We start from the raw sequence: 17,563 nt of genomic DNA on the forward strand, positions 1-17,563 counted from the left end.
TTGGCGAAGAGATACTTCAAGTATATCCGCGCCCTAGGTGAACAGACGGGAGCCAAGTCGAAAATTTAGCTCCCCAGAGAGAATTTGAAGTTATTGATTTTGTTTTACAGCTCAGGCTGGTCCAACAAGACACGCAAAGGCGGGTTGTCATCTATCATTTCTGACAGGGTGTGGTTATCCAGCTCGTTGAGGAACGCCTGGCGTGCATCGAACAGGATGCCTTTCAATCGGCAGGCTGGAGTAATGTGGCAAAAGTCCTCACTGCAATTGACGATCTGTAGCGGCTCAATAGCCCGCACGACATCACCGACTATAATTTTATCGGCCGGCATGCCAAGACGGATCCCGCCATTTTTACCGCGCACGGTTTCAACATAACCCAGCTGTCCAAGCTTGTTGATGATCTTCACCATGTGGTTACGTGACACACCGTATACCTCGGTCACTTTGGTAATGCTCGCCAGCTCACCCTGCGGCAGGGTTGCTAAGTATATAAGGGCACGTAGGCCGTAATCGGTAAAACTCGTCAGTTGCACAATAACTCCTCCTGACGACATTTTAATCTGGTTATTGACTAAAAGATACAGATACGATACAACTTATAACATATATTATAAATACACCATTAAAGGTAAAGTCATGCTCAGCTCCCAAACTATCGATATTGTCAAAGCGACTGCCCCGGTCATTGCCCAGACCGGACCAGCCTTAACGGCCCATTTCTACGATCGCATGTTCAGCCACAACCCTGAACTCAAAGATATTTTCAACATGAGCAACCAGCGCAACGGCGATCAACGCGAAGCGCTATTCAATGCAATCTGTGCCTACGCCAACAATATTGAAAACCTACCGGCCCTGCTGCCTGCCGTTGAGAAAATTGCCCATAAACACACCAGCTTTATGATTACCGCCGAGCAGTATGCGATTGTCGGTAGCCACCTGTTAGGTACCATTGACGATCTACTATCCCCAGGCCAAGAGGTGTTGGATGCATGGGCAGAGGCCTACGGCCTACTTGCAGATATCTTTATCAAGCGTGAAGAAGAGATCTATCAGGAAAACGAAGGCAAGTCGGGGGGCTGGCGTGGCACCCGAGAGTTCATCTTGACTGAGAAAACCCAAGAGAGCGCAGTGATCACTAGCTTCACCTTCAAACCTGCCGACGGCGGCGAAGTTGCCGGCTACCAGCCAGGCCAATATCTTGGGATCTATCTCCAGCCTGAGGGCTTCGAGTTCCAAGAAATCCGCCAATACAGCCTGTCTTCTGCGCCACAGGCCGACCAGTACCGTATTTCGGTCAAACGAGAAGAAGGCGGCAAGGTGTCAAGCTACCTACATGACACCCTGAAAGTGGGAGATAAAGTCCAGCTTGCCCCACCAGCCGGTGACTTCTTCCTTGATGTCGAAGCAACCACTCCGGTAGCCTTGATTTCTGCCGGTGTCGGGCTGACGCCGACCCTGTCGATGCTTGAAACCTTAACAGGTCACCAGGCTAATGTGCACTGGTTGCACGCTGCCGAGAACGGCGGCCACCATGCCTTCAAACATACCATCGCACGCATGGTTGCCGAGCATGATCACTTTACTAGCAATACTTGGTACCATGAGCCACTGGCCTCAGACAGCCAAGCAGAGGACTTCCAGTTTGACGGTATGATGGACCTTGGCAAAGTCAAAGACTTGGTCGTAACACCAGGTATGCACTATTACTTCTGCGGTCCGGTTGGCTTCATGCAGCATGTTGCCAAACAGCTACTGGAGATGGGCGTTGCCGAGGAGCAACTTCACTACGAATGCTTCGGCCCGCACAAAGTTATCTAATTGCAAAAGGTTATCTAATTGCAAAAAGAGAGGCCCCGGCCTCTCTTTTTTATCTCCCCCAAGGCTTCGCCCCAGCCAATCTATTTCCTACCAGAAACTGTCCCGTCGTTTTGCCCTGGCAATCACATTGGCTGGCATACGATTTTCCAGCCCACGGCGCAAGCTCGCTATCTTGTTATGTTTGCTTTGACTTGCCGTCACCGTGTTATACAACCAGCGATAGGCATCTTCAAAATCGAGCGGGCTACCGTAATTACTCAACAGTAACTCGGCAAGTTGGATACGGGCATCAACATTGCCCATCGCAGCCGCTTCACGCAGGTAGGGGATCGCCCGCTCCCGATCTTGCTGAACCAAGGTGCCACGGGCGTAATAGCGCCCGAGCTGCTCCAACGCGGCTGGAGAGCCCTGCTGAGCCGCAGACTGCATATAATGAACACCAAGCTCGACATCACGCTCAACACACACACCCCAGGCAAGCATGTCGCCATAGAGAAATTGGTAGGAGGGAGACTCGACCCGAATCGCCCTGGCCTCGATATCCTGGACCAGTTGGCAATCGTCAGCCTGCACCTGCTGCAAGTGATTGTTGGAAACGAACATCCGGTTAAGCTCGTTTTCGCTGTACACAGGCACAGCATCACCCACTTCTTCCAATGCGGAAGCAGGCATCGCGCTGCACAAGGCAATAGCAAAGATTAACGGGCGTAAGCTCATGGACAGATCTCTTTCCAAACGTGCTAACGTTATCGGCGGCAGAGCAGAAGACTTTAGAGAAAAAACACCTAAAACGGCAATTTCCCGACGCTTTATGACATAGTCTAAAGAGGATTTTGACGCAATCGTGTTAGGTCAATTTTGGAACTAACCCCCACATCAGCAGCATCTCTAAAGGATTATGTTCCTGCAGGTAATCAATAAAATAACCATAAAAAAAGCCAGCCCGATGGGCTGGCTTTCGTATCTATCAATACCGCTACAGTACTAACGCACTGCAATCAGCAATTACTCACCGTATGGGTGAACCTTGATGATTGTCTCGTTACGGTCAGGACCGGTAGAGATGATGTCAACTGGAACACCAGTTAGCTCTTCGATACGAGCGATGTAGTCTAGCGCTGTCTGTGGCAGTGCATCCAGAGACTTAGCACCGAATGTTGTTTCAGACCAACCAGGTACTGTTTCGTAGATTGGCTCGATGTTCTCGTAAGCGTCAGCCGCCATTGGAGAGACTTCTAGGATTTCGCCATCTTTCGTCTTGTAGCCAGTACAGATCTTGATCTCTTCCAGGCCATCTAGTACGTCTAGCTTGGTTAGGCAGAAGCCAGTGATTGAGTTGATCTGGATAGCACGACGCATAGCAACTGCATCAAACCAACCGGTACGGCGTAGACGACCCGTCGTTGCGCCAAACTCGTTACCTACTTCACCTAGGTGCTTACCAACAGGGTCTTGCTTGTCTTGACCGTCGTAAAGCTCTGTCGGGAAAGGACCTGCGCCAACACGGGTGCAGTAAGCTTTCGCAATACCCAGGATGTAACCAAGGTGGCGAGGACCGAAGCCAGAACCTGCAGCAACACCACCAGCAGTTGTGTTTGAAGAGGTTACGTACGGGTAAGTACCGTGATCGATATCAAGCAGTGTACCCTGCGCACCTTCGAACATGATCTTGTCACCACGTAGACGTGCATCATCAAGTTCTTTAGTTACGTCGATAACCATTGCAGTCAGGATATCAGCCTGAGCCATGATGTTTTCTAGAACTTCTTCGTAGCTTACCGGCTCAGCATTGTAGTAATGCTCAAGCTGGAAGTTGTGGTAAGCCATTACTTCTTTAAGCTTCTCGGCAAATGCTTCTTTATCGAATAGGTCGCCAACACGTAGGCCACGACGAGCAACTTTATCTTCGTAAGCTGGACCGATACCACGGCCAGTTGTACCGATCGCTTTCTTACCACGTGCGATTTCACGCGCCTGGTCAAGAGCGATGTGGTATGGAAGGATTAGCGGACAAGCTTCTGACAGGAACAGACGTTCACGAACAGGGATACCACGTTCTTCTAGTGGGCCCATTTCTTTCATCAGTGCGTCTGGAGAAAGTACAACACCGTTACCGATGATACATTTAACGTTGTCACGTAGGATACCTGATGGGATCAGGTGAAGGACAGTTTTTTCACCGTCAATGACTAGGGTGTGACCAGCGTTGTGACCACCTTGGTAGCGCACTACGTATTTTGCATCTTCGGTCAATAGATCTACGATCTTACCTTTACCTTCGTCACCCCATTGGGTGCCAAGAACGACTACATTATTTGCCATCTTTCTTCGTCTATCAGTAGTTAAAAAGGGATTCTAGCACCTTCAACGTTGGCTTGCAGTCATTTTTTGACCATAAGCCACAAAACCGCAAGAAGGCTGTCACGCAAACATGCTAGCGGAATTTACATACTAGTGTACATCATATAGGCGATAACACTGCCGGCGACCACTAGGCAGCCACCTATTCGGCGCAGGGAATTGTCATCCTGCTGACTCAATTGGCTCACCATTTCTCGCCAGCCCCGAGGGGCCAACAAAGGGCCAAGTCCTTCAAACACAAGCACTAGCCCCAATGCCATCCAGATTGCCTTACTCATTGTCATCTCCTCGCGTTGGTGGCCGGATTATACCCAATAAAAAAGGCAAGACCGAAGTCTTGCCTTTTAATCACAACCTTAATGGTGCTTAGTTAGCGACCGCGCTGGACTCTTTCATGTATTTGAAGAATTCCGTATTCGGGTCAACCACCAAGATATCGTTCTTCGAGTTGAAGCTATTCTCGTACGCTTTCAGAGAACGTAGGAAGTTATAGAACTCCGGGTTCTTGTTGAACGCACCTGCGTAGATTTGAGCGGTTTCTGCATCTGCAGCACCACGCACAACACGCGCCTGACGGTCAGCATCCGCGATGATCTTCGCAACTTCTAGCTCAGACTGAGCACGGATAACTTCCGCTTTCTCACGACCTTGAGAACGGTGCTTACGGGCAACCGACTCACGCTCAGCACGCATACGGCGGTAGATAGATTCACTGATCTCATCTGGCAGGTTGATTTTCTTCATTCGGAAGTCAACCACCTCAACACCCAAGTCTTTAAACGCGCTGACTTTGATGTCGGCCAATACATTGGCCATGATTTGATCACGCTGGCCTTCAACCTCTTTACGAGGAGCAACTTCAGCCACGATTTCAGACGCTGGTGCGTCATCTTCTTCAGCCAAAGCAGTATTGTCTACCTGCCCACCACGATCTGGGCCAGAAACAATTTGCTTGATTTCACGAGAACCGATCTCCGCACGTAGGCTGTCGACCACCTTACGTTTCAATAGCGCTTCTGCCGTTGAGACATCACCACCACCGGTAGTTAGGTAGTACTGGCCGAAGTCTTCAATACGCCACTTCACGTAGGTATCGATGATCACGTCTTTTTTCTCAGACGTTACGAAACGGTCAGCCTGGTCATCCATAGTCTGAATACGGGCATCCAGGGTACGGACACGGTCAAACACCGGCACTTTGAAGTGCAGGCCCGGCTCGTAGATCTTTGCTACATCCGAATCAGGCGCCTTAAGGATACGGCCGAAACGAACCACAATACCGCGCTCGCCTTCTTGGACCACGAACATTGACATTAGCAATGTCGCGATAAAGACAACAATCACAGGGATCATTAACTTACGCATAATTAAAATCTCCCCTGACGGCCAGTATCGGTACTACGTGGAGCAGTTGATACTGGGGCGGTCTCGACTTTTTCAAGTTCGATACCGTAATCGCTAGACGAGCCACTCTTTGGCTGGCTGCTCTGCTGGGCAGGGTTAACCAGTTTGTCCAATGGCAGGTAAAGCAGGTTGCCGCTTGACTGCGAGTCGACCATCACTTTGCTGGTGTTCGAGTAAACGCGTTCCATTGTCTCAAGGTACAGACGGTTACGCGTAACTTCAGTGGCAGCTAGGTATTCAGGCAACAGCTTTTCAAACTGTGCCACTTCACCGAGTGCACCGTTAATCACACGCTCAGAGTAACCTTCCGCTTCTTTCTTCAGACGCTCAGCACGACCAGTTGCCTTAGGCAAGATGTCATTGCTGTAAGCTTCTGCTTCACGAACGAAACGCTCCTCATCCTCTCGCGCTGCGATGGCATCATCGAAGGCGTCTTTCACCGCTTCCGGCGGACGGGCAGACTGGAAGTTGACGTCAACTACCAACAGACCCATGTCGTAACGCTGGATGATGCTATCGATAGCTTCTTGCGTATTGGCACGGATCACCTGACGACCAGTGGTCAAGGCTTCATCCATGGTCGAGTCACCGATCACTGCACGAAGTGCAGAGTCAGTAGCCTGACGCAAGCTGTCATCCGCGTTGGTGACGCTGAACAGGTATTTCTGTGGCTCAGCCACGCGGTACTGAACGTCCATTTCGACTTTCAGTACGTTTTCGTCTTTGGTCAGCATCAGGCCTGAGCTGCGCAAAGAACGAATTGCCTGTACGTTGACTGGCTCGACTTCATCGATAAAGGTAGGTTTCCAGTTCAGGCCCGGATCTACCATTTCGTAGAATTTACCGAAGCGCAGAACAACCCCGCGCTCCGCTTCGCCGATGGTATAGAAACCAGAAAAGCCCCATACCGCTGCAGCCAACACTGCGATTACCCCAAGACCTGCAGCGCTGCCGCCAGTCGAAGGTCCCTTTTTATTCCCCAAAATGCCACCGAATTTACGACTCAGTTTTGAGAAAACCTCATCGAGATCCGGCGGACCTTGATCACGACCACCGCGATTATTGTTCCCCCAAGGGTCTTTATCACGGCCGCCGTTGTTACCAGGCTCATTCCACGCCATTATAGAACTCCATCAATATGATATGACGACAGTTTTTTTATTACTCTAGCAGTCCATTAAGCAACGATAAAGTCATCTAACGAAGTACTTTCTCTTTTTTGTAACCTAGACCACTCTGCCAGTGGCAAACGAATGTCGATTTTCAGGCTGCCATCGTCGTCGTATTCCTCACTGACAATACAGCCCAATTGGTAAAATTTACTGCGGTAACGACCAATAAATTGCGGTGGTAATCGCAGGGTATGTTTCACCATGGTGCCCGACAAGCGCTCGGTCAGGGCGTCGAACAACAGGTCAATGCCCTGTCCTTCCATCGCCGAGACCCACACTCTCTGGGGTACACCGGTATCATCACGTTCAATACGCGGCGAAGCCCCTTCCAGATTATCGATCTTATTCATCACCACCAAGGTTGGTACCTCGTTGGCGTCGATTTCTTCGAGTACCGCATCAACCGCTTCGATATTTTCACGGAAACGATCATCGCTGGCATCGACGACATGCAACAGCAAACTGGCGTCCTGGGTTTCTTTCAGGGTTGCTTTGAAGGCTGCAACTAAGTCGTGAGGCAGGTGACGAATAAAACCTACCGTGTCGGCCAAGATTGAGGTACCGACATCGGCCACGTCAATCTTACGCAGGGTTGGATCTAGGGTGGCAAACAGCTGGTCAGCGGCATAAACGCCGGCATCGGTGACCCGGTTAAACAACGTCGACTTACCGGCGTTGGTATAACCAACCAGTGAAATCGTTGGGATTTCAGCACGGTTACGTGCCCGGCGTCCCTGATCGCGCTGCTTGGCTACTTTCTCAAGACGGCGCAATATCGTCTTGATTCGGTCGCGAAGCAAACGGCGGTCCGTTTCCAACTGGGTTTCACCCGGTCCACGCAAGCCGATCCCGCCTTTCTGTCGTTCAAGGTGGGTCCAACCGCGGATCAAGCGGGTTGAGATGTGACGTAGCTGCGCCAGTTCTACCTGTAGCTTACCCTCATGGGTACGCGCGCGCTGTGCAAAGATATCAAGGATCAGACCGGTGCGGTCCAGTACCCTACATTTGCAAATTTGCTCCAGGTTACGCTCTTGCGCTGGAGAAAGTGAATGGTTGAATATGACGATTTCGGCGTCTTCAGCCCGAACCGCTTCGGCAATTTCCTGTGCTTTACCTTCACCCACATAGAACTTAGGGTGGGGAGTTTTACGACTACCAGTTACTACCCGTAGCGTATTGACTCCCGCTGAGGAGACCAGCATTTCAAACTCGCTTAGGTCTTCCCACTCCCCTTCTTGAGTGAAGTTGATATGAACAAGAATTGCCTGCTCACCGGTTTCATAACGGTCAAACAAGCAATCAACTCCTTAATGAAGAATATTATTCTTCGGTTTTTTCTTGTGAACGGTCTGCCGAAGCTGGGCGGTCACCTGTGTGGTGGTGATTAACTGGACGTGCAGGCACGACAGTAGAAATCGCGTGCTTGTATACCATCTGGTTAACAGTGTTCTTCAGTAGGATCACAAACTGATCAAAAGACTCAATCTGGCCCTGTAGCTTGATACCGTTAACCAGGTAGATTGAAACTGGGATTCTTTCACGACGCAAAGCGTTCAAAAATGGGTCTTGCAAAGATTGCCCCTTAGCCATTATTTCTTTTCCTTATTTGTTTGTAGTTGTAGTTAGCAACGAACAAAATTAAAAATACGCAAAACAGTAATCAGTATACACGCTAATCAAACATCACATCTAACTGAGTTTGTGACGGTTTGTAACGCAGATTCTGGGTCACTGCTATCCAACCACGTCAGGTCTTTCCAGCTTCTCAGCCAAGTGATCTGACGCTTCGCCAATTGACGGGTGGCGCAGATGCCGCGAAATACCGCTTCATCCAAAGAGCACTGCCCGTCCAAATATTCCCACATCTGACGGTAGCCTACACAACGTATTGAAGGTAGATCTGGGTGCAGATCACCTCGTTCATACAAAGCACGAACTTCCTGTTCAAAACCTGCTTCGATCATCTTTTCAAAACGTTGCTCGATCCGCCGATGTAGCACAGCCCTATCCGTGGGAGTTATTGCAAACTGGTGAACCCTGTAAGGCAAGGCATCACCTTGAGTTTTCGTAAGCTCAGTTAAAGTTTTACCCGAAATACGAAAAACTTCCAATGCGCGTGAAAGGCGCTGAGGATCATTGGGGTGGATGCGCGCCCCGGAAACCGGGTCAATCCGTACCAACTCCTCATGCATCGCCTGCCAGCCTTTGTCCGCCGCTTCCTGCTCTATCTGAGCTCGGATCGCTGGATCAGCCGCTGGCAACGGTGACAAACCTTCCAATAATGCTTTGTAGTACAACATAGTACCACCAACCAATAAAGGAATGCGCCCTTGTGCAACTATATCAGCCATTTCTTTCAGTGCATCAGCGCGAAAGTCCGCAGCTGAATAACTTTGCGCTGGATCACGAATATCGATCAATCGATGGGGTGCCTGCGCCAGTTCATCGGCATCCGGTTTGGCGGTGCCAATGTCCATATCTTTATAGATAAGGGCTGAATCAACGCTTATCAACTCTACAGGTAGTTGTTGGCGTAATCGGATCGCCAAATCGGTCTTGCCCGACGCAGTCGGGCCCATCAGGAAAATTGCCTGAGGTAGTGGCTTAGTCATAATTAAAAGCTTCTATTGCTGCGCTCACGTCAACCGGACGCAACAAGTCTGGAAAATAGTGTTCGAGTTGTGGGCCCCACAGCTGTTCAAGCTCGGTGACCAACTGGATACCCTGCGATAAGGTGTAGGCCTCAGTGGCCACGGTCAGGTGGTCAGAAAGCCAGTCCAGTAGCTTATCCCAGCCCTGCGATTCAGGATCTTCGGCTACTGCTGCCAAGTAAGCCAGGAGCGCCGGGATCAATTGCTGCAAATTTTGCTGGCGCAGTGGCTGGCATACCGACAAGACAATCAGCTGCTGTTTGTTCTTAGCCTTGAGCTGGATACCGAGTTGCTTGAGCAGCATCGCATGTTGCTCGGCGCAGTCTATCATATTCGGCTCAACGGGGATGGAATGCGGGATCAGCAGCGGCTGGGGCTTCAACCCTTCAGTCTGAGCTAAACGCAATTGGCCTTTGGTTCGCAGGCCCTGTGCCCGGGCCAGAGAAAGGAGTGCCAAACCATCATCCCGGCTGAGCAGCAAATATTGTTTTGCGACCAGTGACAACGCCTTGCCCAAACCTATCCCATTGGCGGTATCGATAGCATCCTGCCGAGTCGGTGGCTGGGAGATAGCCGGAGCCATATGCTGTTGAGCCGGTACCTGCGCAGCTGAAGCAGGCTGAGGGGATGGCTCCACGGTGCGCATCAACTGCTGATAGGCCTCAACCTCTTCCGGGCTCGGCCCTTCTTCTTGATAACGTGCACGGCTACCACCACGTCCCGTACTCCCAGATCCACCTGAGGAATAATCGCTATCACGATAAGTATGCTGTTCCTGGGATTGGGGGTGAGTTGGCGTAGAGCGCTCACGGTATGCCGAAGTGCCTGATGGCTCGGTTCGCTGAGAACGAGGTTCTTTGCTTTCGGTATTTCCTGCCGAGCCGCCACTGGACAGCCAATCGCGCGCGGGGGCCTTATTTGGGTAGTCTGGCGTGCGCGCAATAGCAGCTAAGGCAGCATCTGGCTCAGCAATGCCCTGTTCATGTGATGAAGAAGCACCTGATGCAGGAGATGAATAGGCGGTCTGCGGCGCATGGGCACTGGCCCTTGGCGCTGGAATATTCATAACTTGCTCGGGATCATCCGCCGCCCCTTCAATCAACGCGCTTTGCAAACCCTGGCAGATAAAATCGTGCACCAAGCGAGCCTGATGGAAACGCACTTCATGCTTGGCCGGGTGAACGTTGACATCGACCTGATGCGGGTCGACATCGATAAACAGCACATAAGCGGCATACTGATCAGGCGCCAAGCTGCTCTCGTAGGCCTGGCGGATAGCATGGTTGATCAGCTTATCCTTCATCATCCTGCCGTTGACGTAGCAGTACTGGATGTCATTCTGCGCCCGGGCACCTTGCGGGCTGCAAATCCAACCACCCAGCTTGAGATCGCCATGGGACAACTCAACCGCCAGCGCATGATCCAAGAACGCCTGCCCGCATACTGCGGCCAAGCGGCGTTCTTTCTGAATTTGGGTATTCGCCGCACGGTACTGACGCACCACCTTGCCGTTGTGGCGTAGGTTGATGGTGACATCCATCCGGCTCAGCGCAATACGCTTCAACAGCTCATCGATATGGCCGAATTCGGTTTTTTCGGTACGGAGGAACTTGCGCCGGGCCGGGGTGTTGAAAAACAGATCCAGCACTTCCAGCGTAGTGCCGACCGGGTGGGCTGCAGGTTTGAGCTGTACCTCCATGTCCCGCCCTTCGGCGTAGGCAGCCCAAGCTTCTTCCTGCTCAGCGGTACGAGAGGTAAGGGTCAGGCGCGAGACCGAGCTGATACTGGCCAGCGCCTCACCACGAAAGCCAAGACTGGCAATGGCTTCGAGATCGTCAAGGGTCGCAATCTTTGAGGTTGCGTGGCGGCTCAAAGCCAAGCCGAGCTCGTCTTTCGGTATCCCCTTACCGTTATCACGGATACGAATAGTCCGGCTGCCGCCCTTGTCGATATCAATATCGATTCGAGTTGCCCCGGCATCAAGACTGTTTTCAACCAGCTCCTTGACTACCGATGCGGGTCGCTCGACAACCTCGCCAGCCGCAATTTGGTTCGCCAACCGAGCTGGCAAGATCTGAATAGGCATAATCAACTACTCGGGATAGTAAGTTTTTGTCCAACCGCCAGTTTATCGGTGCGTAACTGGTTTGCCTCACGCAGGCGACTCACGGTCACACCATAGCGGGCAGCAATTTTACCGAGAAACTCACCACGCTGCACGGTATGGATCACCGAGGCCGGCGCCTTCACCGTAATTTTCAGCTTTTGCCCCACGGCCAACTCATCAGAACGCAACTTGTTGGCACTGCGTATGCTGGCCACGGTAACACCATATTGGCCCGCAATCTTGCCAAGGAACTCACCCCTCTTAACAGTGTGGGTCACCGTTTTGGTGGTGGTCGCCGCAGTCGTCGAGGCAACGGCTGGGGCTGGTCTCGTTACCGGCGCCGCCACTGATACTTTCAGTTTTTGGCCAATCGCCAGTTCATCGGAGCGTAAGTTGTTGTCACGCCGGATGCTGGCAACAGTCACCCCATACTGGTTAGCGATCTTGCCAAGGAAATCACCACGCTTAACAGTGTGGGTCACCGTTTTGGTGGTGGTCGCCACAGCTGCAGCGGCCGGAGCCGTAAAGGGTGCTTGACCTGGGATCACCAGCACTTGCCCTACCTTCAAGGTATTTGACTTGAGGTTATTGGCCTGCTTGATCGCCGCGACTGACGTACCGTAGCGATTGGCAATCACGCTCAGCGACTGGCCGCTGGTCACTTTATGCTTGATACCCTGATTGCGAGAAGCAAACAAGGTCCCTTCCGGCGGCTTCTCGTTGAAGTACGACAGTACCCCGCGGTACACCGCTTCCGCCAGTTTATTCTGGTGTGACTTCGAGTTTAGCAGCCGCTCTTCGGTCGGGTTGGTAATAAAACCGGTTTCAACCAGCAGCGATGGGATATCTGGTGACTTAAGCACTGCCAAGCTGGCATGTTCCGGCTTGCTCTTGTGCAAGGTGGTCACCTTACTCATTTCTTTCAGTACCCGGCTGGCCACGTCGTAGCCTTCTTTTTGCGAGTGGCTAAACTGCAGGTCGAGTACCGCCATACTCAAGTACTGGTCATCATTGCCACCGGACAGCACATCACCACCGCCCAGCAACTCTGACTGCTTCTCGTGCTGCTCAATCCAACGGCCGATCTCGCTATTGGCACGGCGGGTATTGAGTACCCAAACCGATGCCCCGCGCGGTTGTGGCTTGTGGAAGCCATCAGCATGAATCGATACCAATAGATGGGCACGTTTCTGGCGGGCAATTTCTGTCCGTCGGTTGAGGTTGACGAAGTAATCACCCTGACGGGTCATCACTGCCTTCATACCCGGTGTCGCATTGATCCGTGCTGCCACCTTCTTGGCAATATCCAACGTCACTTTCTTTTCATACAAGCGGCTTGGGCCAATGGAGCCAGGGTCTTCACCACCATGGCCGGGGTCGATGGCAACAATGATGTCATCGGTACCATAAGGCAAGATTGCCTGTTGGTTGGTTACACTTGGTTTTGATGCCGGTTCAGGCTTCTTTACAGCTGTAGCTTTGCCATGTGGCAAATCCATCACCAGACGGTGGCTATAAGTCCCATCCGGTGTCGGTGCCAGCTTGAATAGATTCGGGGTCATGCCCGATTTCATTTCCAGTACCAGGCGGTATGTGCCTTTTTCCGGTGCACCGCTGTTGCGGATTTTGGTCAGGATTGCACTGTCCTTCACCACCACAGGCAGCTTGGTTTTCAATGTTGTCTGCTTGAGATCCACCACCAAGCGATCGGGCTTGGTCAAGGTGAAGTAACTGAAAACCGCATCCTCGGAAAGGTCCAGCACCACGCGAGTTTCGTCCGGTGCCGGCCAAACCCGGATACCCTTCAGCTCATTTGCCATCGCCAGTGAACTAAACAGACTGGCCCCTAAAACTACAGCATGAAAAAAAGCCCGTAACGACATCCTATCAACACAACTCCAAGCGCTTAATGAGTTCACTACCGTATTGGTTATTCGCGGTCAGGGTGACTTTGCGTTGTTCACCGTGATAGCGCATGTCCAGTTCAAGATCGGCTTCTGGCAACAGACCTGCCCCTTTCTCTGGCCATTCCACCAAACAAATAGCATCTGCGGCAAAATAATCGCGGATCCCCATGAACTCCAGTTCCTCAGGATCGGCAAGGCGGTACAGATCAAAATGATAGACCTGCCAAGGCGGCAGTTCATAAGGTTCGACCAATGTATACGTTGGGCTTTTCACATTGCCCTGGTGGCCGAGGGAACGGATAAAGCCACGACTGAATGTGGTTTTTCCTGCCCCCAAATCACCGTGCAAATAAATGGTGGTCTGACGCTGGCAGGCATGTGCCAGTTTGTAGCCTAGATCTACCGTCGCCTGCTCATCGGCAAGCAGGATTTCAAAACTATGCATTATCTTCTTATCTTGGATTTACTAATTGTCTAATATGAGGAAACAAATCACCGGCAAGCATACCACGCTCTCCCTCTTCAGCGCAGCGGTCGGCTGCCGTACTATGGATCCAAACACCACACCGGGCCGCAGCAGCCAGGGACAAACCTTGGCCTAGCAAAGCCCCGATGATGCCGGATAGCACATCACCCATACCACCAGTCGCCATACCTGGGTTGCCAGCCGCACACACCCAGCACTGGGTACCATCATCGACTAGAGTCCCGGCCCCTTTAAGTACAGCGACTCCGCCATACTTTTGCTGAAGGGCCCTTACGGCACGAAAGCGATCGGCTTCCACCTCTTGTACCGAGCAAGCAAGCAACCTCGCGGCTTCTCCAGGGTGAGGAGTAATTATACGATTATTTTTATAGTCTGGTGAACGCGCCAATAAGTTCAATCCATCGGCATCGACGACTAGGCTTTTTTCCGAGTCAGCCAATTGGCGGTACAATGCTTCACTCCAATCGGATTGACCCAAACCCGGTCCTAAAACCAGTACATCTGCCCATTTTAGGCGCTGCGCCAATACCGACTTATCCGTTTGCTGCCAACCTATTGCCATTATTTCAGGTCTCGCCATCACAATTGACAACGCATTGTCAGGTTGCGTCAACACGGCCGTCAAACCCGCCCCAGAACGTGCTGCGGCCTCTGAAGCCATCCGGATCGCGCCCCCCATACCGTGATCACCGCCGGCCAAAATGATCCTACCATGATCGCCTTTGTGGGCACTGCGGGATCTCGGGGGCAAGCAAGATGCAACATCACCGGCTTGGATCAAGCGGGCGGAAGGCGGTTCAATCAGTTCAAAGTCATCAGCGACCTGCAAGCCGGCAAACTTTACCCGCCCTACATATTCTGCCGCCTGTGCGGTCCACAACCCCTGCTTGGACCCAATAAAGGTCACGGTCGATTGCGCTTTTACCGCTCCACCCAAGACTCTTCCGGTATCGGCACAAAGCCCTGAGGGAATGTCGATCGCAATAACAGGAAGCGCGATCTGATTGATCATTGAGATCAGCTGTTTCCCTTCGGGCCGCACCTCGCCACTGAGGCCTGTTCCCAACAGGGCATCAATGACCACATCGATCGTCGCCGGGATCACCGCCGCCGGCGGCAATATCTGCCCACCAGTAGCCAGCCAGGCATCCCTCGCCAATGCCGCATCGCCCTGCAATTTTGCGGCTTCCCCCATCTGCCAGAGCGTTACTTGGTAGCCCGCTTCCCGGGCTAGACGAGCAACAACATACCCATCGCCACCATTATTCCCGCCCCCACAGCATACCAGCACCGAGCACGGGCAGGTAAAATCCTGCTTAAGCTCTTGAAAGACCGCCATACCGGCACGTTCCATCAACTGGTACATGGCTAGCGATTGCTGGGCCGCCGCCTGACGTTCTCCAAGACGGACCTGCTCAGCCCGGTATAATTTGCCAGACCATTGTTCCGCACTCATGACATACTCCCCCTTCGCCGCTTGGCCTGCTGAGTTTTAGCCTTCCTAATACTGTCCATTTTAACGATAACCTTACTGTGCACGAATATCAGGTAAAGATCTTCATGATGATCCTCTCAACATTTGCTGTGGTTGTGGTAAACTTCCGCCCCCAATTAATCCCGGTACAGCCAGTATGACTATCGACTATCGCGATCTGACCAAAAAAATCAAGCAATGGGGCCTAGAACTCGGCTTCCAGCAGGTTGGGATCAGCGATGTCGATCTTAGCGAGCATGAAGCCCAGCTTCAGCGCTGGCTTGAGGCTGGCTACCATGGTGACATGGACTGGATGGCCCGCCATGGCATGATGCGCGCAAGACCGGCTGAATTGCATCCAGGTACGGTCCGTGTGATCAGTGCAAGGATGGACTACTTACCTCCCGAGGCAGGCTTTGCCTATAGCCTCAGCCATCCAGAAACGGCCTATGTCAGTCGATATGCCCTTGGCCGTGACTACCACAAGCTGATTCGAAACCGGCTAAAACGGCTCGGCCAGCTGATTGAGCAGGAAGTCGGTCCCTTCGGCTACCGCCCATTTGTCGACTCCGCCCCTATTCTGGAGCGTCCACTGGCTGAAAAGGCTGGGCTGGGATGGACAGGCAAGCACTCCTTGTTACTTAACCAGCAGGCAGGCTCGTGGTTCTTTCTTGGCGAGCTGCTTATTGACCTACCTCTACCTGTCGACAAGCCTGAAGAAAATCAGTGCGGCAAGTGTGTTGCCTGCATGACAAGCTGCCCCACCAAAGCCATTGTCGAGGAAGGTGTCGTTGATGCCAGAAGGTGTATTTCTTATCTGACCATTGAGTTTGATGGTGTGATACCCGAAGAATTCCGAGAAGCCATCGGTAACCGGGTGTATGGCTGTGATGATTGCCAACTCGTTTGCCCGTTTAACCGCTCTTCAGAAGTGACAAAAGAAGCGGATTATCACTGCCGTGACAGCTTAAAGCTGCAGCCTTTGACTACACTCTATGCTTGGACAGAAGCAACCTTCCTTAAGAATACCGAAGGCTCTGCCATTCGCCGTATCGGTCATATCCAATGGTTACGTAATTTGACGATTGCGATGGGAAATGCCCCTTACAGCCCAGACATTATCGAGGCATTGGAGTCCAGAGAGGGTGAAAGTGCTTTGTTGGATGAACATATCTGTTGGGCGAAGGATAAACAGCATGAAAAGCGCCAACAAGATGCTGTCAGCGTACTCCCCGCTAGCACCAAACGGCTGGTGCGAATCGTGGAAAAAGGCCTACCACGCGATGCCTAGCTGGAAAAATAGCCCAGCTAGCATATTGCAACGTTATCCACACATAGTGAGAGCTTGATCAGGCTTCTGCACTAATGTGGAAAACATTTTCATTTTTGTCTCTTTATCTGCTATTCCCAATATTAAACACAGCCCAATATCGGTGGTTCAAAAAAAGTTATCCAAACATCCACAGAGTGGATCAAGTTGTATATAAGTCTTGAATAACTCAAACCAAGACTATAAAAAACAACACCTTACACTGTGGGTATTTTTTTATCGATTATTGTTTTATTGAAGAATAAAAAGATAAATACAGACTTGTTCACACGGTATCGGCACACGTAATCAACCGACTTACCCACAAGAAATATTTGTGGATAACTCTGTGCACGATCTCAGTATTTTCTATCCGCCACAGGCTCAAACCCACGAACGACAAGGCATTCAGGCATAAGCTGGTCGGGATAAATTAAGATAGATACGATTCACAGCTCCCTGCTGGCAATTTACATTACCCGTATCAAACCATTCAAAGAGCTTGTGTCGCCTTTTGACACTAAACAGAGCATCTGGATATTGCAGGATAAAAATAAACAGCCATAAGGCTGCAGGGGCAATATCTACGATGATGTTTTCGAAGCTGATCGCTTCATAATGGTTCCCAATAACACTTCGGTTATGGAACATTGGGACAACACACAAGATTATCGAGAATCGATTAACCCAGGAATGTTGCAGTTGAACTAATACTTCACAGTAGTAGCTTTGCCGTTCCCCTGCCTATAGCAGCGGCAGCAATGAAATTGGAGCGACACACGAGGTTCGAACTCGTGACCTCAACCTTGGCAAGGTTGCGCTCTACCAACTGAGCTAGTGTCGCATATTCTCTAAAGAGAATTGGTT

The 17,563-nt window shown here is 51.4% G+C and carries 15 protein-coding genes and 1 tRNA gene; 2 read left to right on the forward strand and 14 right to left on the reverse strand.

Annotation, left to right across the window (positions count from 1 at the left end; all coding sequences use genetic code 11):
- Positions 1 to 104: 104 nt before the first annotated feature.
- Positions 105 to 536, reverse strand: a complete 432-nt coding sequence (nsrR, locus tag BIZ37_RS08340; RefSeq protein WP_107300941.1) for a nitric oxide-sensing transcriptional repressor NsrR — start codon at positions 534 to 536, stop codon at positions 105 to 107.
- 103 nt (positions 537 to 639) lie between these two features.
- On the opposite strand from nsrR, the gene hmpA reads away from it, so the two are divergent.
- A complete protein-coding gene (gene hmpA, locus BIZ37_RS08345; protein WP_187461116.1) occupies positions 640 to 1,824 on the forward strand; it encodes an NO-inducible flavohemoprotein in 1,185 nt (394 codons plus the stop codon).
- Between the two features lie 87 nt (positions 1,825 to 1,911).
- Here the strand turns inward: hmpA and BIZ37_RS08350 are convergent, their stop codons facing one another.
- From BIZ37_RS08350 to BIZ37_RS08405, 12 genes are all read right to left on the reverse strand, one after another.
- Positions 1,912 to 2,541 (reverse strand): tetratricopeptide repeat protein, encoded by a 630-nt coding sequence (locus BIZ37_RS08350; protein ID WP_107300939.1) that lies wholly within the window; start codon positions 2,539 to 2,541, stop codon positions 1,912 to 1,914.
- A gap of 288 nt (positions 2,542 to 2,829) precedes the next feature.
- Positions 2,830 to 4,146: an adenylosuccinate synthase gene (locus BIZ37_RS08355; RefSeq protein ID WP_107300938.1), complete on the reverse strand. Its 1,317-nt coding sequence runs from the start codon at positions 4,144 to 4,146 to the stop codon at positions 2,830 to 2,832.
- A 122-nt stretch (positions 4,147 to 4,268) separates the two neighbouring features.
- Entirely contained in the window at positions 4,269 to 4,463 is a 195-nt protein-coding gene (locus BIZ37_RS08360) for a DUF2065 domain-containing protein (RefSeq protein WP_107300937.1), read from the reverse strand.
- Positions 4,464 to 4,551: 88 nt separating this feature from the next.
- Complete coding sequence (gene hflC / locus BIZ37_RS08365; RefSeq protein WP_187461117.1) at positions 4,552 to 5,550, reverse strand: protease modulator HflC; 999 nt, start codon at positions 5,548 to 5,550, stop codon at positions 4,552 to 4,554.
- A 2-nt stretch (positions 5,551 to 5,552) separates the two neighbouring features.
- Complete coding sequence (hflK, locus tag BIZ37_RS08370) at positions 5,553 to 6,710, reverse strand: FtsH protease activity modulator HflK (protein WP_107300935.1); 1,158 nt, start codon at positions 6,708 to 6,710, stop codon at positions 5,553 to 5,555.
- A gap of 56 nt (positions 6,711 to 6,766) precedes the next feature.
- Positions 6,767 to 8,056, reverse strand: coding sequence for a ribosome rescue GTPase HflX (gene hflX, locus BIZ37_RS08375; protein WP_107300934.1), 1,290 nt, complete (start codon positions 8,054 to 8,056; stop codon positions 6,767 to 6,769).
- Between the two features lie 25 nt (positions 8,057 to 8,081).
- On the reverse strand, positions 8,082 to 8,351 hold the full coding sequence (gene hfq / locus BIZ37_RS08380; protein ID WP_107300933.1) for an RNA chaperone Hfq: 270 nt from the start codon (positions 8,349 to 8,351) through the stop codon (positions 8,082 to 8,084).
- 86 nt (positions 8,352 to 8,437) lie between these two features.
- Positions 8,438 to 9,373, reverse strand: coding sequence for a tRNA (adenosine(37)-N6)-dimethylallyltransferase MiaA (gene miaA / locus BIZ37_RS08385; protein WP_107300932.1), 936 nt, complete (start codon positions 9,371 to 9,373; stop codon positions 8,438 to 8,440).
- Positions 9,366 to 11,498, reverse strand: coding sequence for a DNA mismatch repair endonuclease MutL (gene mutL / locus BIZ37_RS08390; RefSeq protein ID WP_187461118.1), 2,133 nt, complete (start codon positions 11,496 to 11,498; stop codon positions 9,366 to 9,368). Before mutL ends, miaA begins: the two co-directional genes overlap by 8 nt.
- Positions 11,499 to 11,500: 2 nt before the next feature.
- Positions 11,501 to 13,402, reverse strand: a complete 1,902-nt coding sequence (locus tag BIZ37_RS08395; RefSeq protein ID WP_187461119.1) for a LysM peptidoglycan-binding domain-containing protein — start codon at positions 13,400 to 13,402, stop codon at positions 11,501 to 11,503.
- Positions 13,403 to 13,406: 4 nt separating this feature from the next.
- The gene (tsaE, locus tag BIZ37_RS08400; RefSeq protein ID WP_187461120.1) at positions 13,407 to 13,871 is read right to left on the reverse strand and encodes a tRNA (adenosine(37)-N6)-threonylcarbamoyltransferase complex ATPase subunit type 1 TsaE; all 465 of its coding nucleotides are present in this window, start codon (positions 13,869 to 13,871) and stop codon (positions 13,407 to 13,409) included.
- Between the two features lie 7 nt (positions 13,872 to 13,878).
- A complete protein-coding gene (locus BIZ37_RS08405) occupies positions 13,879 to 15,369 on the reverse strand; it encodes an NAD(P)H-hydrate dehydratase (protein WP_187461121.1) in 1,491 nt (496 codons plus the stop codon).
- 181 nt (positions 15,370 to 15,550) lie between these two features.
- Between BIZ37_RS08405 and queG the strand changes: the two genes are divergently transcribed.
- On the forward strand, positions 15,551 to 16,678 hold the full coding sequence (queG, locus tag BIZ37_RS08410) for a tRNA epoxyqueuosine(34) reductase QueG (RefSeq protein WP_187461124.1): 1,128 nt from the start codon (positions 15,551 to 15,553) through the stop codon (positions 16,676 to 16,678).
- A 786-nt stretch (positions 16,679 to 17,464) separates the two neighbouring features.
- On the opposite strand, the gene BIZ37_RS08415 is transcribed toward queG, so the two are convergent.
- Positions 17,465 to 17,540 (reverse strand) — tRNA-Gly (locus BIZ37_RS08415).
- Between the last annotated feature and the right edge of the window lie 23 nt (positions 17,541 to 17,563).

Source organism: Photobacterium sp. BZF1 (assembly GCF_014349205.1).
Classification (GTDB): Bacteria; Pseudomonadota; Gammaproteobacteria; order Enterobacterales; family Vibrionaceae; genus Photobacterium.